The sequence below is a fragment of the Tessaracoccus sp. O5.2 genome (genome assembly GCF_964266725.1).
In the GTDB taxonomy this organism is placed as follows: domain Bacteria; phylum Actinomycetota; class Actinomycetes; order Propionibacteriales; family Propionibacteriaceae; genus Arachnia; species Arachnia lapidicapta.
This window is the reverse complement of the sequence record NZ_CAXWGV010000003.1, coordinates 1-21,287: the sequence shown is the minus strand read 5'-3', so window position 1 is coordinate 21,287 and position 21,287 is coordinate 1. Positions and strand designations below refer to the sequence as shown.

At 71.1% G+C, this 21,287-nt stretch carries 19 protein-coding genes and 1 riboswitch; of the genes, 16 read left to right on the top strand and 3 right to left on the bottom strand.

From position 1 onward, the window contains the following. The first annotated feature begins 120 nt into the window (after positions 1 to 120). The 5 genes from ACFQPD_RS02035 to ACFQPD_RS02015 all read left to right on the top strand — a co-directional run bounded on the left by ACFQPD_RS02035 (position 121) and on the right by ACFQPD_RS02015 (position 4,867). Positions 121 to 726 carry a CueP family metal-binding protein gene (locus ACFQPD_RS02035; RefSeq protein ID WP_385897924.1) on the top strand — a complete coding sequence of 202 codons (606 nt, stop codon included), beginning with the start codon at positions 121 to 123 and terminating at the stop codon, positions 724 to 726. A gap of 51 nt (positions 727 to 777) precedes the next feature. Beyond that, on the top strand, positions 778 to 1,137 hold the full coding sequence (locus ACFQPD_RS02030; protein ID WP_068751620.1) for a metalloregulator ArsR/SmtB family transcription factor: 360 nt from the start codon (positions 778 to 780) through the stop codon (positions 1,135 to 1,137). Between the two features lie 8 nt (positions 1,138 to 1,145). Next, positions 1,146 to 2,393: an MFS transporter gene (locus tag ACFQPD_RS02025; RefSeq protein ID WP_385897921.1), complete on the top strand. Its 1,248-nt coding sequence runs from the start codon at positions 1,146 to 1,148 to the stop codon at positions 2,391 to 2,393. Positions 2,394 to 2,466: 73 nt separating this feature from the next. Further along, entirely contained in the window at positions 2,467 to 3,831 is a 1,365-nt protein-coding gene (locus ACFQPD_RS02020) for a hemolysin family protein (protein WP_385897918.1), read from the top strand. After that, positions 3,824 to 4,867 (top strand): hemolysin family protein, encoded by a 1,044-nt coding sequence (locus ACFQPD_RS02015; RefSeq protein ID WP_385897915.1) that lies wholly within the window; start codon positions 3,824 to 3,826, stop codon positions 4,865 to 4,867. The genes ACFQPD_RS02020 and ACFQPD_RS02015 overlap by 8 nt, the downstream gene beginning before the upstream one ends. Before the next feature lie 579 nt (positions 4,868 to 5,446). On the opposite strand, the gene ACFQPD_RS02010 is transcribed toward ACFQPD_RS02015, so the two are convergent. Beyond that, positions 5,447 to 7,720, bottom strand: coding sequence for a glycoside hydrolase family 3 N-terminal domain-containing protein (locus ACFQPD_RS02010; protein WP_385897912.1), 2,274 nt, complete (start codon positions 7,718 to 7,720; stop codon positions 5,447 to 5,449). Positions 7,721 to 7,853: 133 nt separating this feature from the next. On the opposite strand from ACFQPD_RS02010, the gene ACFQPD_RS02005 reads away from it, so the two are divergent. Further along, the gene (locus ACFQPD_RS02005) at positions 7,854 to 8,513 is read left to right on the top strand and encodes a TetR/AcrR family transcriptional regulator (protein ID WP_385897909.1); all 660 of its coding nucleotides are present in this window, start codon (positions 7,854 to 7,856) and stop codon (positions 8,511 to 8,513) included. A gap of 153 nt (positions 8,514 to 8,666) precedes the next feature. Here the strand turns inward: ACFQPD_RS02005 and ACFQPD_RS02000 are convergent, their stop codons facing one another. Continuing rightward, positions 8,667 to 9,494, bottom strand: coding sequence for an aldo/keto reductase (locus ACFQPD_RS02000; protein ID WP_385897907.1), 828 nt, complete (start codon positions 9,492 to 9,494; stop codon positions 8,667 to 8,669). A 120-nt stretch (positions 9,495 to 9,614) separates the two neighbouring features. On the opposite strand from ACFQPD_RS02000, the gene ACFQPD_RS01995 reads away from it, so the two are divergent. The 3 genes from ACFQPD_RS01995 (at position 9,615) to ACFQPD_RS01985 (ending at position 12,545) form a co-directional block, all read left to right on the top strand. Next, the gene (locus tag ACFQPD_RS01995; RefSeq protein ID WP_068751614.1) at positions 9,615 to 9,962 is read left to right on the top strand and encodes a carboxymuconolactone decarboxylase family protein; all 348 of its coding nucleotides are present in this window, start codon (positions 9,615 to 9,617) and stop codon (positions 9,960 to 9,962) included. A 71-nt stretch (positions 9,963 to 10,033) separates the two neighbouring features. Then, positions 10,034 to 10,981, top strand: a complete 948-nt coding sequence (locus ACFQPD_RS01990; RefSeq protein WP_385897902.1) for a cobalamin biosynthesis protein — start codon at positions 10,034 to 10,036, stop codon at positions 10,979 to 10,981. A gap of 109 nt (positions 10,982 to 11,090) precedes the next feature. Beyond that, positions 11,091 to 12,545, top strand: coding sequence for a cobyric acid synthase (locus ACFQPD_RS01985; protein ID WP_385897899.1), 1,455 nt, complete (start codon positions 11,091 to 11,093; stop codon positions 12,543 to 12,545). Positions 12,546 to 12,676: 131 nt separating this feature from the next. On the opposite strand, the gene ACFQPD_RS01980 is transcribed toward ACFQPD_RS01985, so the two are convergent. After that, on the bottom strand, positions 12,677 to 13,684 hold the full coding sequence (locus ACFQPD_RS01980) for an alpha/beta hydrolase (protein WP_385897896.1): 1,008 nt from the start codon (positions 13,682 to 13,684) through the stop codon (positions 12,677 to 12,679). A 156-nt stretch (positions 13,685 to 13,840) separates the two neighbouring features. Next, a riboswitch (cobalamin riboswitch) is annotated at positions 13,841 to 13,967 on the top strand. A 29-nt stretch (positions 13,968 to 13,996) separates the two neighbouring features. Here ACFQPD_RS01980 and cobI point away from each other — a divergent pair. The 7 genes from cobI (at position 13,997) to ACFQPD_RS01945 (ending at position 21,099) form a co-directional block, all read left to right on the top strand. Further along, positions 13,997 to 14,875 (top strand): precorrin-2 C(20)-methyltransferase, encoded by an 879-nt coding sequence (gene cobI, locus ACFQPD_RS01975; RefSeq protein ID WP_385897893.1) that lies wholly within the window; start codon positions 13,997 to 13,999, stop codon positions 14,873 to 14,875. Beyond that, positions 14,872 to 15,702, top strand: coding sequence for a precorrin-4 C(11)-methyltransferase (gene cobM, locus ACFQPD_RS01970; RefSeq protein ID WP_385897890.1), 831 nt, complete (start codon positions 14,872 to 14,874; stop codon positions 15,700 to 15,702). Before cobI ends, cobM begins: the two co-directional genes overlap by 4 nt. Next, on the top strand, positions 15,699 to 18,248 hold the full coding sequence (cobJ, locus tag ACFQPD_RS01965; RefSeq protein WP_385897887.1) for a precorrin-3B C(17)-methyltransferase: 2,550 nt from the start codon (positions 15,699 to 15,701) through the stop codon (positions 18,246 to 18,248). Before cobM ends, cobJ begins: the two co-directional genes overlap by 4 nt. Then, on the top strand, positions 18,245 to 19,471 hold the full coding sequence (locus tag ACFQPD_RS01960) for a CbiX/SirB N-terminal domain-containing protein (protein ID WP_385897885.1): 1,227 nt from the start codon (positions 18,245 to 18,247) through the stop codon (positions 19,469 to 19,471). Before cobJ ends, ACFQPD_RS01960 begins: the two co-directional genes overlap by 4 nt. Before the next feature lie 106 nt (positions 19,472 to 19,577). Continuing rightward, complete coding sequence (locus ACFQPD_RS01955) at positions 19,578 to 19,910, top strand: hypothetical protein (RefSeq protein WP_385897882.1); 333 nt, start codon at positions 19,578 to 19,580, stop codon at positions 19,908 to 19,910. 143 nt (positions 19,911 to 20,053) lie between these two features. Next, positions 20,054 to 20,563 (top strand): hypothetical protein, encoded by a 510-nt coding sequence (locus tag ACFQPD_RS01950; RefSeq protein ID WP_385897879.1) that lies wholly within the window; start codon positions 20,054 to 20,056, stop codon positions 20,561 to 20,563. 302 nt (positions 20,564 to 20,865) lie between these two features. After that, the gene (locus ACFQPD_RS01945; protein ID WP_385897876.1) at positions 20,866 to 21,099 is read left to right on the top strand and encodes a hypothetical protein; all 234 of its coding nucleotides are present in this window, start codon (positions 20,866 to 20,868) and stop codon (positions 21,097 to 21,099) included. Positions 21,100 to 21,287: the final 188 nt, after the last annotated feature.

Below are 21,287 nucleotides of genomic sequence, written 5' to 3'. Positions count from 1 at the left end.
CACCCTTCGCTAGGTGTGACCCGCAATCTTGACCGGATCTTGACCGTTCACCCGCTGGATTCACGCCGGGCATGGGGCAGGGTGGACACCACGTGAAATCGACCGCCCTGGAGGACCCTGATGCCCCGACTTCGACCCGCCCTGCTCGCCGCCGTGTGCTCGGCGTCGCTGACGCTCGCCGCCTGCTCGGCGTCGGAGGCCGGCCCCGCGACGAGCCAGGCGGTGTCGTCGCCCAGCGTTGCCACCGTCGACGCCGGGACGCTGCTGGCCGCGCAGGGGCTGGAGGGGCGCTCGGGTCGGGAGGTCGTGGAGGCGCTCGACCAGCTCGATGCGGCGCGACCCCTGCCGCTGGCGGCCTCGGTCCGCTACGACGAGGTGCTCCTCAGCGACGGAGCCTCGCAGGCGGCCCTGCCGCTCGAGGGCGACGAGTTCTACCTCTCGCTGGCGCCGTATGTGACGCGCACGCACGAGTGCTACTTCCACAATCTCGGAACCTGCCGGGGCGAGCTGGCCGGGGAGCAGGTCCACGTGACAATCACCACCGACGACGGTGAGGTTCTGGTCGACGAGGCCGCCACCACCTACGCCAACGGATTCGTCGGATTCTGGATCCCCAAGGACGTCGCGGGGACGGTTGTGGTCACCAAGGACGGTCAGCGCGCTGAGACGCGCTTTTCCTCCGATCCCGAGGGCCCCACCTGCCTGACCACCCTCCAGCTGGCGTAGGAAGGGCGTCCCGCAGGGTCTAGACGCCCTGCGGTGCGTTAGTATCTGCGTATGCACGCGGATAAGAAGATTAACTCAGTCCCCGCGGAGTTCGTCGACCTCGCCGCGGAAGTGCTCAGCCTCCTGTCCGACCCCACCAGGATCCGGATCATCCTGACCCTGGACGCGGCCGGCGAACTGTCGGTGGGCGAACTGGCGCAGGCGGTCGCCAAGAACCCGTCGGGCGTCTCGCAGCACCTCGCGCGGCTGCGCATGGCCCGCATGGTCACCACACGCCAGGACGGCACGCGCGTGCTGTACAAGCTCGCGGACGAGCACGCCCTGAGCGTCGTCATCGAGGCGGTCAGGCAGGCGGAGCACTCCGTCGCCTCGGCCGGTCAACTGCCCCTGCACCACTCGCACGAAGCCTGAGCGCCACCGTGCTCTCCGTGCTGCGCCACCGCACCTACCGGCACCTGTTCGCCGCCCAGGTGATCGCCCTCCTGGGGACCGGCCTGCTCACCGTCGCCCTCGGGCTGCTGGCCCTGGATGTCGCGCCGGACCGGGCCGGCGCGGTGCTGGGCCTGGCGATGACCATCAAGATGGTCGCCTACGTGGGAGTCGCGCCGGTCATCTCGGCACTCGTGGCTCGGCTGCCCCGCAAGCCCTTGCTGATCACCGCGGACCTGGTGCGGGCCGCCGTGGCGCTGTCTCTGCCGTTGGTGACCGAGGCGTGGCAGATCTACGTGCTGATCTTCCTGCTGCAGTCGGCATCCGCGACCTTCACGCCCGCGTTCCAGGCGCTCATCCCGACGGTGCTGCCGATCGAGCGTGAATACACCCGCGCGCTGTCGCTGTCGCGTTTGGCCTACGACATGGAGGCGCTCGTCAGCCCCATGCTCGCCGCGCTCCTGCTGACGGTGGCCGGGTACCAGATCCTCTTCCTCGGCACGGTGGCGGGCTTCGCGACATCCTCCGTCCTGGTGGCGGCGACCACGATCCCCAGGGTGGCCGCGCCGCCCGCGGCGCCGTTCCTGAGCCGGCTGACCGGCGGCACCCGGCAGTTCTGGGCGTCCGTCGAGCTGCGCGGCCTGATCGGGATCAACCTCGTTGTCGCCGCGGCGACCGCGATGGTGATCGTCAACTCCGTGGTCATCGTGGGGACGGACCTCGGCCGGGGGCACGACGACGTCGCGCTGCTGCTGGCGGCCTACGGCGCCGGGTCGATGCTGGTGGCGCTGGCGGTCCCTCGCCTGCTCGACCGCCGGCCAGACCTCCGGGTGATGCTCGCGGGGGCCGCGGTCCTCCCCATGGCCCTCGCCGCGGCCGCCGCCGTCCTCGCGTGGGTCGACGCCGAGCGCGCCTGGCCGGTGCTGCTCGGGCTGTGGTTCGCCGTCGGTGCCGCCACGTCCGCGGTGCTGACGCCGTCGGCCCGGCTCCTGCGCCGCAACTCGACGGAGCAGACGTGCCCCGCGGTGTTCGCCGCGCAGTTCTCGCTGTCGCATGCCTGCTACCTGGTCACCTACCCGCTGGCCGGTGTGGGTGGAGCGCTCCTCGGTCTGCCGGGGGTGGCGCTCGTTCTGGTCGCGGTCGCGGTGCCGGGGGTGGTGTGGGCGGCCCGTGCCTGGGCCCCGAATCGCGCGACGATCCCGGAGCCGGGGCGCGGCGCGCATATGATCGACGCGTGAACGACGGTCATAGTCCCTCGCCCTTCGGGGCCGCCCCACCCGCCCCCAACTCCGCGACGCAGGAGAGCGGGCGATGATCGTCGAGTGGCTGCTCCTCGCCGCCGTCGTCATACTGATCGCGGCGAACGCCACGTTCGTCGCCGCCGAGTTCGCGCTGGTGACGGTGGACCGGCCGACCGTGTCCCGGCTCTCCGAGACGGACGCCAAGGCCGCGTCGCTCCGCGAGGCGCTGCGCACCATGTCGACCCAGTTGTCCGGCGCCCAGCTCGGCATCACCATCACCAGCCTCGTCGTTGGCTTCATCGCGGAGCCGTCCATCGCGGCGCTGCTCGAGGTGCCCATCGAGGCCGTCGGTCTGCCCGAGGAGGCCGCCTCCGTGGTCGCCTTCACAGCCGCGTTCCTCATCGCGACCGTCGTCCAGATGGTCTTCGGTGAGTTGGTGCCCAAGAACTGGGCCATCGCCGAGCCGCTGAAGGTGGGCCGGGCCGTCGTCGGATTCCAGCGCGCCTTCACCTGGGTGAGTCGGCCGCTGCTGTGGTTCCTCAACGGCACCGCCAACCGGCTGGTGCGGGCCTTCGGCATGGAACCGCAGGAGGAGCTGGCATCCGCGCGGTCGGCGCAGGAACTGGCGGCGCTCGCGGCCCGTTCCGCCCGGCAAGGGCTCCTGGACGAGGACCTGGCGCGCCGTCTCGAGCACTCCGTCGCCCTGGGTGAGCGGACCGCCTCCGACGCCATGACCCCCAGGCCGCGAGTCCGCTTCCTGAAACTTGACCAGACGGCCGCCGACGTCCTCGACGCCGTGCGCGCCACCGGGCACGCCCGCTTCCCGGTCATGGGCGACAGCGTCGACGACGTCCGCGGCGTCGTGCACTTCAAGGACGCGGTCGCGGTGCCGGCCGCGGATCGCGCGACCACCCCGGTGGCCGGCCTGATCCGCCCGTTGCGGGCCGTCCCGTCGACGATGCCGCTAGGCCCGGTCCTCGAGGTGCTGCGGCGCGGCGTGCAGATGGCGGTGGTCGTCGACGAGTACGGCGGCACCGACGGGATCGTGACCCTCGAGGACGTCGTCGAGGAAATCGTCGGCGAGATCGACGACGAGCAGGACCGCCCGACACGCGCCTACCGCGAGCTGGGGGAGCGGCGGTGGTCGCTGTCCGGCCTCCTCCGGCCCGACGAGGTGGGCGAGACGCTCAATCTGGAACTGCCGGAGGGGCGCGAGTCCGACACGCTCGGCGGCCTCATCACCGAGGAACTGGAGCGGTTCCCCCGCATCGGGGACGAGGTGGTCCTGGCTGTCCGCGACGAGTCCCGCCCCGACGACGACGGGCTTCCGTCGCCCGCGCAGGCGCGGCTCACGGTCACGCGGCTGGACGGCTGGCGGGTCGATCGGCTGACCCTCGCCGTCGAGGATCTCGAGGAGGGTGAGCAGAATGCTTGATGCGACCGCCATCCTGATCGCCATCGCGCTGCTGATCGGCAACGCGTTCTTCGTCGGCGCGGAGTTCGCGCTGATCGCCGCTCGCCGCACCCAGATCGAACCCCGTGCGGCCGCCGGCTCGCGCGCCGCCCGCATCACGCTGCGGGCCATGGAGCGCGTCTCCCTCATGATGGCCGGCGCGCAGCTCGGCATCACCATGTGCTCCCTCGGGCTCGGTGCGATCGGCGAGCCCGCCGTCGCCCACGCGCTGGAGATTCCGCTGGCCGCCGTCGGCATCACGGGCGCCGCGCTGCACACGGTCTCCTTCATCATCGCGCTGGCGATCGTCGTGTTCCTCCACATGGTCCTCGGCGAGATGCTGCCCAAGAACATCGCCATCGCCGGGCCCGAGCGCTCGGCGCTCCTCCTCGGGCCGATCCTCTACGGCATCGTCGTGGTGCTGCGCCCCCTCATCTGGCTGCTCAACTGGATCGCGAACGCGGTCCTCCGGCTACTGCGCGTGGAGCCCAAGGAGGAGGTGGCCTCCGCGTTCACCGCCGACGAGGTCGCGGCCTTCATCGCCGAGTCCCGCGAGGAGGGCCTGCTGGAGGATCGCGAGCACCAGCTGCTCAGCGGCTCCCTGACCATCGGCACCGAGACGGTCGAGGCGGTCATGGTGCCGCTGGACTCCCTCAAAACGGTCCCGCGGGGCGCGTCCCCGAGCGACGTCGAGGCCGCCTTCGTCCGCACGGGCTTCTCTCGCTTCCCGGTCACAGCCGAGGATGGAGAAGTGCTGGGCTACGTCCACCTCAAGGACTTCCTGGGGCTGTCGGACGACGAGGCCGCGCGGCCTCTGGACGATCACGTGGTGCGGCCACTGGCCACCATCGCCAAGGACACGACGCTCGAGGCCGCGCTGGCCGCGATGCAGGCGGGCGGTACGCACTTCGCCCTCGTCGTCGACGGCGACGAGACGATCGGCGCCGCCATGCTGGAGGACGTCGTCGAGCGTCTGATCGGCGAGGTCAAGGATGCGGCGACGGTGTCGCGGGGGTAGGGGCGTCTACGTTCCGCTTCCTGGAGAGCTGCATCTGTGCATGGAGGCGATGCAGCACACCCACGTCCGCGACTACGGGCTGGTGGGTCCCGTCCGGCTCCTCACGGTCCCCGTGAGCTGAGGTTCCGCCCCGGCGAGGCAGTGGAGAGTTCCGCTCGCTGAGGTTCCGCCCCGGCGACGCAGTCGCCGCGATCCCGCTCGCTGAGGTTCCGCCCCGGCGGAGTCGTCGCGATCCCGCTCGCTGAGGTTCCGCCCCGGCGACGCAGTCGCCGCGATCCCGCTCGCTGAGGTTCCGCCCCGGCGACGCAGTCGCCGCGATCCCGCTCGCTGAGGTTCCGCCCCGGCGACGCAGTCGCCGCGGGGGAGTCTCGAAGCGGGCACCGGAGGTGCCCATCTCTGTGGGCAGGGTGATCGCCGCCTGTGGCGGCGACTTCGAGACTCGGTCGCGCCGGCTGCGCCGTCGGCCCGCGACCTCAGTGAGCGAGGGAGCGGCGACTTCGAGACTCGGGCGCGCCGGCTGCGCCGTCGGCCCGCGACCTCAGTGAACGGAACTGCCCGCGACGTCAGTGAGCGAGGGGGTCAGGCGGTGACCTCAAGCGACGTCGTCAGTTCGCAGGCGGAGCTGCCGCCGACGAAGACATCGATCACCGTGGCGTCCTGCACCCAGGTGCGGGTCGCGGCGCTCCAGTAGCGCAGCTGGTCCGGACCGAGCTCGAACTCGATGTCCACCGACGCACCCGCCGGCACGTGCACCCGACGGAAGCCCTTGAGCTCGCGAACCGGCCGGGTTGAGGTGCCGTAGCGCTGGTGGATGTACAGCTGGGCGACCTCGTCGGAGTCCACCTCGGACGTGTTGGTGAGGGTCACCGCGACCGTGCCCGTCTCCCCGACGGCGATGCTCGACGGCGCCCGCAGGTCCGAGTACTCCACCGTCGCGTAGGTGAGGCCATGTCCGAACGGGTAGAGCGGGGTGCTCTCCTCGTCCCAGTAGCGCTTGTCCGCTTCCTCGGGCTGGAAGGTGCGGTAGTGCGAGTGCACCATCGGCACCTGGCCCACATGCCGCGGCCAGGTGAAGGGCAATCGGCCGGCGGGGGAGACGTCGCCGAACAGCACCCGCGCGACCGCATCTCCGCCGCGCACGCCCGGGTACCAGATCTGGACGATGGCGTCGGCGTTCGCGTCGGCCCAGCGCAGGTCCAGCGGGCGGCCCGACATCACGAGCACCACCATCGGGGTGCCCGTGGCGTGAACGCGCTGCAGCAGTTCGAGCTGGCGGCCCGGGAGGTCGAGCGTGGAGACCGAGGCCTTCTCGCCGATCATGTTCTGCGGCTGGCCCACCACGACGACGGCAACCTCGGACTCGACGGCCAGGGCGACGGCGCGCTCCAGCTCGGCGTCCTCGTCGAAGCCCTCGGGGGTGCGGGGGAGCTGGCCCGCCTCGTGGGCGTCGAACATCGACGGGAACAGGCGGGTGGCAACGGCGGTGGCCGGGGCGAACTCGACGCGCGTTCCCTCACCGGCGCGACGGCGGATGCCGTCGAGGATCGTGACCGACTCGGTGACGTCGAAGTCGAAGATCCAGGGGCCCAGGATGTCGCGCTGCGAGTCGGCGAGGTCACCCAGGACCGCGATCGACGACGGGGCGCGCAGCGGGAGGGCGCCGTCGTTCTTGAGCAGGACGGCGGTGCGCTCGGCGGCGGCCTGAGCGACGTCGCGATGGGTGGAGTCTCCGAGGATCGACGCGGTGGTCGACTCGTCGACGAAGGGGTTCTCGAACAGGCCGGCGGCGAACTTGGCGGTGAGGACCCGGCGGACGGCCAGGTCGATGGTGGCCTCGTCGACCAGCCCGTCTGCCACGGCCTGCGGGAGGCGGGCGTAGGAGGCGTCGAACATGGCCATCTCCATGTCCAGCCCGGCGTAGACGGCGCGGGCGCCGGCGTCGGTGAGGTCGCGGGCGAAGTGCTGTGTCTCCAGGGAGCGCACGGCGTTGGCGTCGGAGACGACGAACCCGTCGAAGCCGAGCTCGTCGCGCAGCACGTCGGTCAGCAGCCAACGGCTCCCACTGGCGGGCACGCCGTTGAGGTCCATGTAGGCGCTCATGACGTTCTTGGCACCCGCGTCGATGGCCGCCTTGAAGGGCGGGAGGTAGACGTTGCGGAGTTCAGCGTCGGAGATGTCCGAATCCTCGTAGTCGCGTCCGCCGCGCGCGGCCCCGTAGCCGGCGAAGTGCTTGGGGCCGGCAAGGAGGGACTCAGGGCCGCCGTCGCCCTGGAACCCGCGCACCTGCGCGGCAGCCATGGCCCCGCCGAGGCAGGGATCCTCGCCGGCGCCCTCGATGATCCGGCCCCAGCGGGGGTCGCGCGCGATGTCCACCATTGGCGCGAACGTCCAGTTGATGCCGACGGCGCGCGCCTCGCGGGCGGCCACCCGCTGGCCCTGCTCGGCCACGTCGGGGTCCCAGCTGGCCGCGACCGCGATGGGCACGGGGAAGGTGGTGCGGAAGCCGTGGATGACGTCGTAGCCGAAGATCAGGGGGATGCCGTGGCGGTTGGCGTCCATGGCCTGCCGCTGCAGCTGGTTGGCCTGGGCGGCGTTCTTGACGAACAGCAGCGACCCGACCCGGCCGGCGTGCAGTTCCCGCTCCACATAGGCCGGGTACTCGAGGAACTGGCGCTGCTCATCGGGGAGCGACTCCAGATCCACCTCGACGGCGTCCGTGGCGTCCGGCCGCCCGAAGTAGAAGTACTGCGTCAGCTGACCGGCCTTCTCCTCCAGAGTCAGGCGTCCGAGAAGGTCCTCGACGCGCTCCTCGACGGAGAGGGCAGAGTCGCGGTAGGCGGGGGCGTCGGTCATGGAGGTCCTTAGTGGTGTCGGCGGCGACGATTCAAATCGTAGTGAACAGCATAGTTCAAGAAGCGTCAAGCTTGACTATCGGTATCATGAGGGCTCAAGGTTGGGGATGGGGAGAAGTTTGAAGGAGATGGCTGTGTCGACAACACCGTCGAAGCGTGGCCCGTACGCGAAGTCCGCTCAGAAGCGCGCAGCCATCGCCAAGGCGGCCTACGAGGTGGTGATGGAGGTGGGGCACCCGCAGCTGACGACGGCGGCGGTCGCAGCCCGGGCCGGCATGCTCGAACGGACGATGCTGTACCACTTCCCGACCCGGGATCACCTCCTGGTGGCGGCCATCGAGTACTTCGAGGGGTTCATCGACGGCGAGGGCCAGGACGTCGACGTCGAGCGGCCGCTGGCTCCGCCCGGGGAGTTCCGCGACCTCATCGACCACCTCGCCCACCGCTCTCCCGGCGAGGACAAGCGGCTCCAGTTGCAGGTGGCGTTGGCGTCGGCCGCGCAGGACCCGGCGCACCCGGCCCATGCGTTCTTCCAGCGCCACTACGAGCGGGTGATGGCGGAGATGGTGGAGTTGATGAAGGCCCGGCAGGCGGCGGGCCTGGCCCACCCGGATCGTGATCCGGTCCGCATGGCCCGGCAGTTCGTCGCGGTGTGGGACGGGCTGCAGCAGAACTGGTTGATCCGCCGCGACTTCGACCTCACCGAGGAGATTACTGAGGCCTTCCGCGAGATCAGTGGCCAGAACGCGATGGAGGCGAGGGCGGCGGTCCAGGACCTCCTCAACCGCATCTGACCGACAGGCGCCTGCCTTGCATCCCGGCGCCTGCTCTGTAGCGCAGGCGCCTCGGCGCCGCCTGCCTTGTGTTCAGACGCCTGCCCCGGAGGGCAGGCGCCGTGAGTTATCGCAGGCGTCAGAGGGGGGCCGGGCCGGCGGCCCGGTGGGGGATCAGTGGCCGAAGCGGTCGGAGTCCGCGACGCGGTAGTCCGGGTTCTCCAGCGCGGTGAGCGCACGCACCTCGTCGTCGGTCAGGCGGACGTCGAGCGCGGCGAAGTTCTCCGCCAGCCGCTCCCGGTTCGACGACTTCGGGATGGGAAGCAGGCCCTGCTGGATGTGCCAGGCCAGGACGACCTGCGCCGCGGTGACGTCGTGCGCGGCGGCCACGGCGCTCACGGTCGGGTGCTCGGCCAGCCCGTTGCCGGCCGCCAGTGGCGCCCACGATTCGGTCAGGATGCCGTGCTCGGCGTGGAACGCGCGCTCCTGTGTCCGCGGCGTGAACGGATTGCACTGGATCTGATTCACCTCGGGCGCGACACCCGTCGCGTCGATGAGCCGCTGCAGATGCTCGGGCTTGAAGTTCGACGTCCCGATCGCCTTGGTCAGCCCTCGCTCTCGCGCCTCGATCAACCCCTCCCAGGCCCGGACGTAGAGGTCCTGGTCCGGGTTGGGCCAGTGGATGAGGACCAGGTCGACGTACTCGAGGCCCAGTCGGCCGAGGTTTCCCTCCACGCCCGCGACGGCGTCGCCGTGCCACGTCTTGTTGAACTTCGTGGTGACGAACACCTCCTCGCGAGCCAGCCCCGACTCCCGCACCGCCCGCCCGACTCCTGCCTCGTTACGGTAGTTCTCCGCGGTGTCGACGAGGCGGTAGCCGATCTCGAACGCGGTCAGGCACATGGCGCGGACCTCGTCGTCGTTGAGCGGCCAGGTGCCGACGCCGATCGCCGGGATCGCAGTGCCGCCGGTCAGGGGAATTCGGGGAGCAAGCGTTGTCATGCGCCTATTCTTGCGGACCGGCCAAGCCTCGGCGGGAATGTCGCCGGCCGCCGATGTCGGTGCCTCGGGAGGCCGATAATTGGTCAAGGCTCACCATGCGCTACGGCAGTCAGGAGAGACATGACCACCCACGAACACGGCAAGAAGGTGCTGCAGGACCTCCAGGGGCCCGCGAAGGAACTGCGTTCCCGGATTCCGGAGGTGTACGCCGGCTACTCGGCCATGCACAAGGCGGTGCTCGGCCCGGGCGCGCTCGACACGAAGACCAAGGAACTTATCGCGCTCGCGATCGGCGTGACGGACAAGTGCGACGGGTGCATCGCCAGTCATGCCCGCGGAGCGGCGCGCGCAGGAGCGACCGCCGACGAGGTGGCGGAGGCGCTCGGAGTGGCCATTCTCATGCGGGGCGGCCCCGCGACGGTCTACGGCCCGCGCGCGATGGACGCCTTCCTGGAGTTCCTGGAGTAGCGCTCCGGGACCTGGAGCCTTTCCCGAGGCGCCCGCCAGACCCGCCTCTGGCTACTGCTAGCGTCGGCGCCGTGATCACGCGCGCGCTCGGCATCGTCCTCGGGGTGGCGGCCGACGCCGTGCTTGGGGATCCGGCCAGACACCACCCCGTCGCGTGGTTCGGGACCTTCGCGTCGCGCGTCGAGCAGCTCCTGTACGCCGACGACCGCGCCCGAGGCGCCGCGTTCGCTGCCGCGACGGTGGCGCCGATCGTCGCGGCAGGGGTCGTGGCCGAGCGTGCCACCCGCCGTCACCCCGTCGCCCACGTCGCCGCCACCGCGCTCGCCACCTGGGCGGTCCTTGGCGCCCGCAGCCTCGCCCGCGAGGGCCAGCTGATGGCTGACTGCCTCGACGACGGCGATCTCGACGGCGCCCGCGCCCGGCTCGGCCACCTCTGCGGCCGCGACCCTGCCGGCCTCGATGAGCTGGAGCTCGCCCGCGCCACCGTCGAGTCCATGGCGGAGAACACGGCCGACGCCGTGGTCGCGTCGCTGTTCTGGGGTGCCGTCGCCGGGATCCCCGGCCTTCTCGCCCACCGGGCGGTCAACACGCTCGACGCCATGGTGGGCCACCGCAACGACCGCTATGCCCGCTTCGGGACGGCCTCGGCGCGGCTCGATGATGCCCTCGACTACATCCCGGCCCGCCTCACGGGTGCGCTCGCCTGTGTGGCCGCGCCCGTCGTCGGCGGGTCGGCGGCGGAGGCCTGGCGGGTGCTGCGCCGCGACGCGCGCAACCACCCGTCGCCCAACGGCGGCTGGTGCGAGGCGGCCTGGGCCGGCGCCCTGGGCGTGCAGCTCGGCGGACGCAACGTGTACTTCTCCCGCGTGGAGCAGCGGGGCCTCCTCGGCGACGGCCCGCGCCCCCGCGCGGCCGACGTGCGGAGGGCGGCCCGGCTGGTGGGCGTGGTGACGGCGATGGCGACGGGACTGGCCGCCCTGGCGGTCACCTCAGTCCGCTTGCTGAGGAGCTCCCGGTGACTGCGGTGCTCGCATCCCGTTGGCTGAGGTGCCGCGAAGCGGCCTCGAAGCCTAGGAAACGCGACCTTGCGGGCACGCTGTTGGAACAAGTCTCGGAGGGGAGTGGCGCATGACCGGGATCCTCATTGCGGGCACGTCGTCCGACGCGGGCAAGTCCCTGGTGGTCACTGGCCTCTGCCGGGCCGCACGCCGTCGCGGGATCGACGTGGTGCCGTTCAAGGCGCAGAACATGAGCAACAACTCGATGGTGTGCGCCGACGGCGCGGAGATCGGGCGTGCGCAGTACCTGCAGGCGATCGCGGCGGGCAAGACGCCGACGTCGGCGATGAACCCGGTGCTGCTCAAGCCCGGCAGCGACCGGCGCTCCTTCGTCGTGCTCCGCGGCGAGCCCGCGGGCGCACTGGAGGCGGGGGAGTACGCCACGGGCCGGCGCCTGCTGGCCGAGGCCGCCCACGAGGCGTACCGGGACCTGGCCGCCGAGCACGAATTGGTGATCTGCGAAGGCGCCGGCTCCCCGGCGGAGATCAACCTCCGCGACGGCGACTACACCAACATGGGCCTGGCCAGGGCCTTCGACCTGCCGGTGGTGCTCGTCGGCGACATCGACCGCGGCGGGGTGCTCGCCTCCATCTACGGCACCTGGGGCCTCCTCGACGACGAGGACCGCGCCCTGCTTGCCGGATACCTGATCAACAAGTTCCGTGGCGACCAGGCGATCCTCGACCCTGGGCTGACCGAGCTCACCCGCCGCTGCGGGCTGCCGTCGTTCGGGGTGTTGCCCTGGCTGCCGGGCGTCTGGCTCGACGGCGAGGACGCGCTTGAGGTCGGCCGGTGGCGCGGCGACGCCCGGCCTGTCTCGCCCCCGGGGAGCGGGACGCTGCGGGTGGCCGTCGTCCGCCTGCCGCGCATCTCCAACGCCACCGACGTCGATGCGCTGGCCCAGGAGCCGGGGGTCGACGTCGTGGTGACGACGGATCCAGCCACCGTTGCGGCGGCGGATCTCGCCGTGCTGCCGGGGTCGCGGTCCACGTTGACGGACCTGGCGTGGTTGCGGGAGACGGGGATAGCGGCCGCGATCGAGGCACGCGCCGAGGAGGGGCGGCCGGTGCTGGGGATCTGTGGGGGCTTCCAGATGCTGACGCGCACCATCACGGACCCCGTCGAGGCCGGCCACCCGGGCGCGGTCCCCGGCCTGGGGCTGTTGCCCGGCGACACGGTGTTCCACCCGGAGAAGGTGTTGGGCCGGCCGTCGGGAAGCTGGCGGGGGCACGACGTCGAGGGCTACGTCATCCACCATGGGCGGGTGCGGGTCGACGACGGGCACGAGCCGTTCCTCGAGGGGGTCAGGTCCGGCGCCGTGTGGGGGACGATGTGGCACGGATCGCTGGAGTCCGACGGGTTCCGCCGGGCGTGGCTCGCAGGGGTCGCGGATGCCGTAGGGGTGTCGTGGACGCCGACGGAGTCGCCAGGTTTCGCGGCGCGGCGGGAGTCGATGATCGAGACGGTCGCCGACGCGCTGGAGGCCCACGCCGACCTCGATGCCCTCCTGGGACTGGCCCGCTGACGATCGGCCTTCGCGTGGTGACATGCGAGTGGCGGCCTTCTCGTTCTGAGGAGGCCCAGCTGCGAAGCGGCCTGGGCCGTCTCGAAGGGTCGTAGCGTGACCTGACTGGGAGTTTGCCTGAGGGTGTCGCGTCACGACCCTTCGAGACGCACGCGGTCGCTTCGCGACGCGCGCTCCTCAGGGATCGGTGTGGTGCCGCGCACGAAGCCCACATTGTTGGCTGACGTGCTCGATCCATCGCGCGACTCAGTCAGGTCCGTCCCGCCCGCGAGCAGATCCTGCTGACGACTTAGCCAACGGTCAAGGAAATCTGCCACCAGCGCGATGTAGGCCGCACGGTCTGCGAAATAGCCGCCGCAGTGGTCCGCGCCGTCGAAGGTGATGAGCTCGACCGGCCCCGGGGCCGCTGCTGCGGCCAACTGCAACGCGTGGTCGTAGGGGATGACCCTGTCGTTCGTCCCGTGTAGCAGCAGAAGGGGGCGAGGGGAGATCGCGCCGATCCTGTCGAGAGGACGGACCTCGGAGAAGGCGTAGCCGTAGCGCAATCGGTTCGCCAGGTCGGCGATCGGGATGAGCGGCTCGCTCGGCAGGCGGTGTCGGCGATATCCCGTGGCGACGACGTCACTGAGGGTGGCGAACGGTGAATCGGCGACGAGAGCCTCAATCCGGGAATCCTGAGCGGCGGTGAGGATGGCCGTGGACGCGCCCATCGAGAATGACACGACGGCGATCCGGGCGTCCGGGCGACGCTCGCGCACCAGGTCCAAGGCGGCACTCAGGTCCCGTTGCTCGTGGTGGGCGAGGGACTGTGGGCCATCACCGGAATCTCCGTTGCCACGGAAATCGAAGAGCAGGACACTGTGGCCCGCCCTCCACAGACCCGAGCCGATCCCCAACATGTCCGCCTTGTTGCCACGATGGCCATGGGCGCAGACGACGACCGTGGACGACGCTGGCTGGTCGAGCCACCAGCCCGCCAAGGGAACTCCGTCGGCTGCGGTGAAGGTGACGTCCTCCGACGGAGCCCCCACCTCGAACGGGGTGAAGGTGTAGTTCGGCCAGGGGCGCCTCGGCCCGTTCAGGGTCCAGGCGGTGGCCCCCGCCACGGCCCCGACGCCGAGCGCGACGCCCGTCGCCACCCACCCTGCTGCCGCCAACAACCTCTTCATCCGACCCCGCCTTCTCGATGCCACCACCCTAGTTCCCCGCCCGCCCGCGGGGAGCGCCGCTCGGCGCCGCCGCAGACGGCTCGGAGGCGCGAATCTGCTAGACGACCCCAAGTCAGGTCGAACTGCGGGCTCTGACAGACTGAGGCTGCGCGCAGGCGACGTCGAGGAACCCGGTGTGAGTCCGGGACGGTGCCGCCACTGTGACCCCGAGATGGGGGGAGTCAGGAACTCGGGCCTGCGCGGCCAACCATTCGGGCGAGCGACCCCAGGAGGCCACGGCTGATGACCGTACCCACCATTCCCCACGACGACGGGCACGTTGAGCCCGACGCTTCGGTCACGACCCTTCGAGACGGGCTGGACGCTTCGCGCCCGGCCCTCCACTTCGAGAACCTCAGTGCAGCGCTCAGGGAGCGGCGAGGGCGCCGGCTGATCGGTGTCGGGGTCGGCCCCGGGGATCCGGAGCTGATCACCGTCAAGGCGGTGCGCGCCCTTGAGGCAGCCGACGCAATCCTCGTCCCCGCGACAGAGGAGTCCGGCGACGGGCCCGGCCGCGCGGAACGGATCGTCGAGGCGGCCTGCCCAGACGCCGCGACACGGATCGTCCGCGTCCCCTTCTCCATGGCCGACAAGTCGGGAGTCTCCCCGCGTCGCAAGCAGGCGTGGCTGACCTCTGCCCAGGCCGCCGTCGATGCGTTCGTCGACGGCGCCGCCATCGTCGCGTTCGCCACCGTGGGCGACCCCAGCGTCTACTCCACGTTCTCCTACCTGGCGGCGCACGTCGTCGAACAGCTGCCCGACGTGGAAGTCGAGGTCATCCCCGGCATCACCGCGATGCAGGCGCTGGCGGCGGCCAGCCGCACGCCGCTGGTCGAGGGTCAGGAGGTGCTCGCTCTCGTCCCGGTGACGGCCGGGTTGGACCGCCTCCGCGAGGTGCTCGCCATGGCCGACTCCACCGTCGCCTACAAGGGCGGGCGGCGCCTCCCGGAGGTCGCGGAGCTGCTGCGCGGCGAGGACCGCGACGCCGTCATGGGTGTGGACGTCTCGCTGCCGAACCAGCGCCTCGTCCGACTCTCGGACCTGGCCGACGGCGAGTCCGCCCCCTACTTCTCCACCGTCCTGGCGGCCCCCAGCCGCTCGACGACGGGGGGTCGGCTGTGACCGGGAAGGTCGTCTTCGTCGGCGCCGGCCCCGGCGCGGTCGACCTCATCACCGTCCGCGGCGCCCGCGTGATCGCGGAGGCCGACATCATCATCTGGGCCTCCAGCCTGGTCCACCCCGGGATCGTCTCGGGCGCCAAGCCGGGGGCCGAGCTCGTCGACTCCGCGTCGGCCTCGCTGGAGGACATCGAGCCGATCTACCGCCGCGCCCGCGCCGAGGGCCTCCTCGTGGCCCGCGTCCACACCGGCGATCCGGCCATCTACGGCGCCACCGCCGAGCAGCGCGACCTCATCCGCCAGCTCGGCCTTGAGTTCGAGTCCGTCCCGGGCGTCTCCGCCTACTCGGCCGCCGCCGCGCGCATGGAGGTCGAGCTGACGGTGCCGGAGGTGTCACAGAGTCTCGTCCTGACCCGCCTCGAGGGCGGCCGCACCCCGATGCCGCCGCGCGAGACCGTCCGCGGGTTCGCCGCCCACGGCACCACCATGGCGCTCTACCTCTCGGCCGCCCGCAACAAGGCGCTCCAGGAGGAACTGCTCGCCGGCGGCTACCCGCCGGAGACGCCGTGCATCGTCGGCTACCAGGTGTCCTGGCCCGACGAGCTGATGTTGCGCTGCGAGCTGAAGGACCTGTCGGAGACCATGCGGGAGCACAAGCTGTGGAAGCACACCGTCGTCCTCGTCGGGCCGGCGCTCGCCGAGGGCCCGCTCGCCACCCGCAGCCACCTCTACCACCCCGGCTTTCGGCACGAGTACCGCGCGGCCGAACCCGAGGCGCAGGCCGACCTGCGCGAACACGGCACCCGCGGCGTCCTGGAGGAGGACCGATGATCCACGTGCACGGCTACCTCGGCGAGATCTCGCCGGCCACCCGCAGCCTCGCCGGACGGGTGGCGCTCGTCGTCGGCGGGCGGCGCCACCTCGACGCCCTCGGCGTTCCCGACGAGCGCCGCGTCCTCCTTGGCGCGCTCAGCCCGGCCGTGGAACGGCTGAAGGCACTGCCCGACGGCGACGACGCGCTGGTGCTGGCCAGCGGCGACCCCGGATTCCATGGCATCGTCCGACGCCTCCGCGAGGAGGGCCTTGACCTCGCGGTCACGCCGGCGGTCAGTTCGGTGGCGGCCGCGTTCGCCGCCGTCGCGCTGCCCTGGGACGACGCCGTCGTGGTCTCGGCCCACGGCCGGCCCATCGACGACGCCGTGGCAGCGGCGCGGCGGCACCCCAAGGTCGCGGTGCTGACCGGGCCCGGCGCCGGGGTCCGCGAGCTGGCCGCGGCGCTCGAGGGGTGGCCGCGGCGCTACGTGGTCGCGGAGAGGCTCGGGGAGCCGGATCAGCGGGTGCGCGAGCTGAGCGCCGAGGAGGCCGCCGTCGCGCAGGTGGCGGAGCCGAACGTCGTGCTGATCCTCGACGACTCCGTGCCCGAGGAGCGCGACGCCGACGGCCCGGTCATCGGGCAGGTCACCAACTCGGAGGCCGCGCGCCGGCACGCCGACGCGATCGACGCAGTCCTCGGCGCCGCCACCCGCCGGTACGACGGCCCGGCCGCCGAGGGACTGGTGCGGGCGTGGCGGGAGTGCGACCTCATCGTCTCCCACCTCGCGCTCGGCGCCACCGCCCGGATCCTGGCCCCGCTGCTCGCGGACAAGAGCCAAGATCCGGGCGTGGTGGTGGTCGACGAGGCCGGCCGGTTCGCGGTTCCGCTGGTGGGCGGGCACGCGGGAGGCGCCAACGACCTGGCCAAGCGCATCGCCGGGGCGACGGGGGGCACGCCGGTGCTCACCACCGCCACCGATGCGCTCAACATCCCCGCCCTCGACACGCTCGGGTGGGCGTATCACGGCGACGTCGCGGGCGTGACCAGGGCCATCCTCGACGGTCGCCCCGTGCGGGTGGAAAAGTCGCAGCCGTGGCCGCTTCCTCCGCTGCCCGCCAACGTGTCGGCGGACGCCGAGGACCCCGTTGCGACGATCGTCGTGACCGATTCGCTGGCTGAGGTACCCCATCCGCTGGCTGAGGTGCCGCGAAGCGGCCTCGAAGCCTATGAAGCGCAACCCTCTCCGCTGGCTGAGGTGCCGCGAAGCGGCCTCGAAGCCTATGAAGCGCAACCGTTCAGCGCGACTCCGGTGGGGCGTGAGGCCAGCGTTTCTGAGGCTTCGAGGGCGCTCCGCGCCACCTCAGCCAGCGGTGGGGATGAGGCCCCGAAGACGCACGAATCGGGGGGCGTAGTCGTCCTGCACCCGAAGAGCCTCGTCGTCGGGATGGGCTGCAACCGCGGCACCGACGTGGCCCACCTCCGCGAGCTCCTCGAGCGCACCCTCGCCGAGCACGGCCTCGCCCTCGAGTCCGTCGCCGCGATCACCACCGTCGACCTCAAGGCCGGCGAGATCGGGCTGCTCCAACTCGTCAAGCAGCTGGGCGTGAAGCTCATCGACTACCCGGCCGACGAGCTCGCCGCCCAACCCGTGCCGACGCCCAGCGCGATGGTGGAGGGGCACGTCGGAACGCCGTCGGTGGCCGAGGCCTCCGTCCTCGCGCATGGCGCCGAGCTCATCGTGGCCAAGCAGCGCAGCACCGACGCGACATGCGCCGTCGGCCGGATCCCCGCCCGCGGGCGGCTGAGCGTCGTGGGGCTGGGCCCTGGCGTCCGCGACCTCCTCACCCCGCGCGCCAAGCAGCGACTCGAGCAGGCGACGTTCGTGGTCGGCTACGGCCCCTACGTCAAGCAGATCCGCGACCTCATCCGCCCCGGCGTCCGCGTCATGGCCTCCAAGATGGGCACGGAGGAGGCCCGCACCGCCGCCGCGATCGAGGCCGCACGCAACGGCGAGAACGTGGCCCTCGTCTGCGGCGGAGACCCCGCCGTCTACGCCATGGCCAGCCCCGTCCTGGAGCAGGGCACCGACGGGATCGACGTCGACATCGTGCCCGGCGTGACCGCCAGCCTCGCCGTGTCCGCGATCCTCGGCGCGCCGCTCGGCCACGACCACGCCACCATCTCCCTATCCGACCTCCACACCCCGTGGCCCAACATCGAGCGACGGCTGCAGGGCGCCGCCGTCGGCGATTTCGTCGTCGCGCTCTACAATCCCCGGTCGCGCACCCGCACGGCCCACCTCCCGCGCGCGCTCGAAATCCTCGGCGCTCACCGCTCACCGGAGACCCCCGTCGCGGTGGTGCAGCAGGCGTGCCGCCCGCGGCAGAAGGTGATCATGAGCACGCTGGCCGAGTTCCAGCCCGAGTGGGTGGACATGAACTCGCTGGTGGTGGTGGGATCGTCGACGACGAGGTTCGTCACCTCGGGCGGCGGGCGGCGGCTGATCGTCACCCCGCGGGACTACCAGTGGATGCCGGACACGGTGGAGGAGGTGGACGCATGAGCGTGCCGCTGATCATCGCGGCCCACGGCACCCGCGTGGGCGAGGGCGTGGCGCAGTGCGAGGAGCTGGCAGGCCTGGTCGCGGAGCGGCTGCCCGGCGTCCCGGTCACGGTCGGCTACGTCGAGCTCGCGGAGCCCACCATCACCGATGCGCTGGTGGCGTCATTGGCCGACGGCGGGCGCCGCGCCGTCGTCGTGCCCCTCATGCTCGGCACCGGCGGCCACGTCCGCTCCGACATCCCGCAGTTCATCGCCGAGGCGACGGCGCGGGTGCCGGGCAGCCGCGTGGAATACGCGCGGCACCTGGGCCCGGAGCCGCGGCTGATCGAGGCCGTCGAGGCGCGGCTGACGGAGGCCGCGGAAGAGTGGGTCCCCGGCGAGACGACGGTGGTGTTCGTGGGCCGAGGCGCGCTCGTGCCCGAGGCGAACGCCGACCACCTCCGGGTGGCGCGGCTGCTCTACGAGCGGGGCGGGTGGGCCGACGTCGAGTCCGCGTTCATCCAGGTGACCAGGCCGTCGTTGCCGGAGGCCCTGGACCGGGCCTACGCGCACGGCGCGAGGCGCATCGTCGTGATGGGGCACTGGTTGTTCGCGGGCCGGCTCAAGGGCTGGACCCGAGAGCAGGCCGCGGAGTGGCAGGGGGCGCACCCGGACGCGGAGGTGCGGGTGGCCAACGTGATCGGGGCGTGCGCGGCGCTGGCCGACGTGGTGGCCGAGCGCTACCGGGAGACGCTTCCGGTGTCGGAGGGCGGGTCGCCGGCCTACCTGGCCGGGCTGATGCTGGGTGGGCGTGACGTGCTCGTCGTCGGGGGCGGCAAGGTGGCCAGCCGGCGGGTGTCGCGGCTGGTGGAGTCAGGTGCCCGGGTGCGGGTGGTGGCGCCGTCGGTCACGCGGGCCGTGGAGGCCCTTGCCGACGCCGGTCGGCTGACCTGGCTGGCGCGGGAGTTCGGCGACGCCGACCTCGACGGCACCTGGTACGTGATGGCGGCCACGGATTCGCCGGAGGTGAACGCGAGGGTCGCGGAGGGCGCGGAGCTGAGGCACACGTTCTGCGTGCGGGCCGACGACGCCCGCGGCGGTTCGGCGTGGACCCCGGCGACGGCGGAGGTGCGGGGTGTGACGGTGGGCGTGGTAGGGAACCGGGAGCCGCGACGAACGCGCGATGTCCGCGATGCGATCGTGGCGGCACTCTCGGAGCCGCCACACTCGACTCAAGGTGAATGACCGGCTCTCGTTCCAGCGTGCTGCCCGAATGCGCCGGGCTACTTCCGCTCATGCCGAGAAGCGAGCTTTCGCGCGACGCTCACGGACCCTTGTCTAGCCTTGCCCCATGCAGATCCTGGGAGATAGGACCCGACAATTGCCGGCGCCGCCGCACGTCGTGTTCACCTCCCTGACACACCCAGGCCTTCCCGGTGCGCGTCCCTGGTTGGTGCTCCTGGACGACGAGGTGCCACCCGTCATCCTCAGCAGTCACGAGCCGCACCGTGTCCAGTGGAGCTCCCTGTGGCCCTCGCGGCCCAACGACCTCGTGGACCTCGAGCTCAGCCCCAAGGACGGTGGCACGCTGCTGCGGTTCATCCTGTCGACGCCCGACGAGGAACCCGACGCCAGCAAGCTCGGACACATGCGGAAGACGACTCAACCACCTGCTGTTCGCTGACCGCCGCTTCTCCTACGGCCAGTGACGCACTCAACTGCCGCGATGAGCTACCTGATCTGCCTGTCCAGGAGGCGGGTTGCTCTATCTGGGCGGGGCACCTCTGAGCTTCTGTCGGAGCTCCCGGAGAGGATTGCCCCATGCAAATGTCAGAAATGGTGGAGAGCGTCCTCACAGTCGTCGTCTCTCTCGTCGGATCCTGGCTCGTCGCTCGGTGGACCCTACGGGCACAACGTGCGACCAACGCCCATGCCGCGGCCGTGGACAGGCTCCTTCCTTCGCTGGCGCGACTGCGCGCGTTGCTGCACGAGTCCAGCGTGCGGAGCTGGGATTCGGAGGACGTCGCTGCGGCCGTGAATGAGTTTGAGTCGCTGTGCATGCAACACGCTTCAACACTTCCTCCGGGGATACGCAGCGTTCGCTTTGACGTGCGTGCGGCCGTCGGGAATTACTTCGGCGGCGTTTCGCTCGCCTCCCTGGACGCCAGTATGGCTGACTTCCCGCTCGCCGAACCTCATCCGTACTGGAGGGCGATCTCGGTCTCCTACCTCGAGTACGCAATGACGAGGCTGCAGCAGAGTCTCGTACAGCCCAGGGCTGCACCGATGGTCCACTTCTCCGATTGGCGCCGCGACGAAGACGCTCTCCACCGATGACAGGACCAGCACCACGTCCGCTCATGCCGCACCCGGTGCTCGTCGTGAACCTCACCTGTGGACGCTCGGCCTCGTGGGACACTAGTTGTTCTTGGGGCCGCGGCCATTGCTCGTTTGCGGAGCGAGGGTCCCGTGAGAGCAGGTGGGTAGGCGTGGTCTTCCTCTCGTGGCGGCTGCTTCTTGGGCTGGTCCATCGGTGGTTAGGCGCACCAGCGCCATCGTTTCGGGACGTGCGCGATCAAGTGCGGGACCCCTCAACGGACCCCGTCGGGGCCACGTTGTCGCTAGTTACCCTTACGGTCGTGGGATTGGCGTCGATCGTCGGAATCGTTGGCACGGTCTTCTTCGCTGATGTTGAGATGTACTGGGCGGTGGCACAAGTCGTGGGTGCCATGATCGGCGGATTGTTGTATCTACTCCTGAAATGGGTGCTGGTCAGAGTGAGGTGGGTTGCTAACCGGGTCACGCTTTGGGATGAGCTCTTCTTTGCTCTCACTGCGGTAACTCTCTGGTTTGGCGAGCTACTACTGCGCTGACGAGGTGGTGCACGGCGGACCCAACCGTTCGCCCCCACAGCAGGCCCGACATCCGCTCATGTGAATCGGCCTGGGTTTCGTTCCTATCGGTTTCCCTGTCCGGCGGTCGCCGGGAGGCCTGATTCGAGGTCAGCGTAGTACGCGTCCTCGATCTCGATCGGGGTGCGCATGCCGAGTTCGCCGTGCAG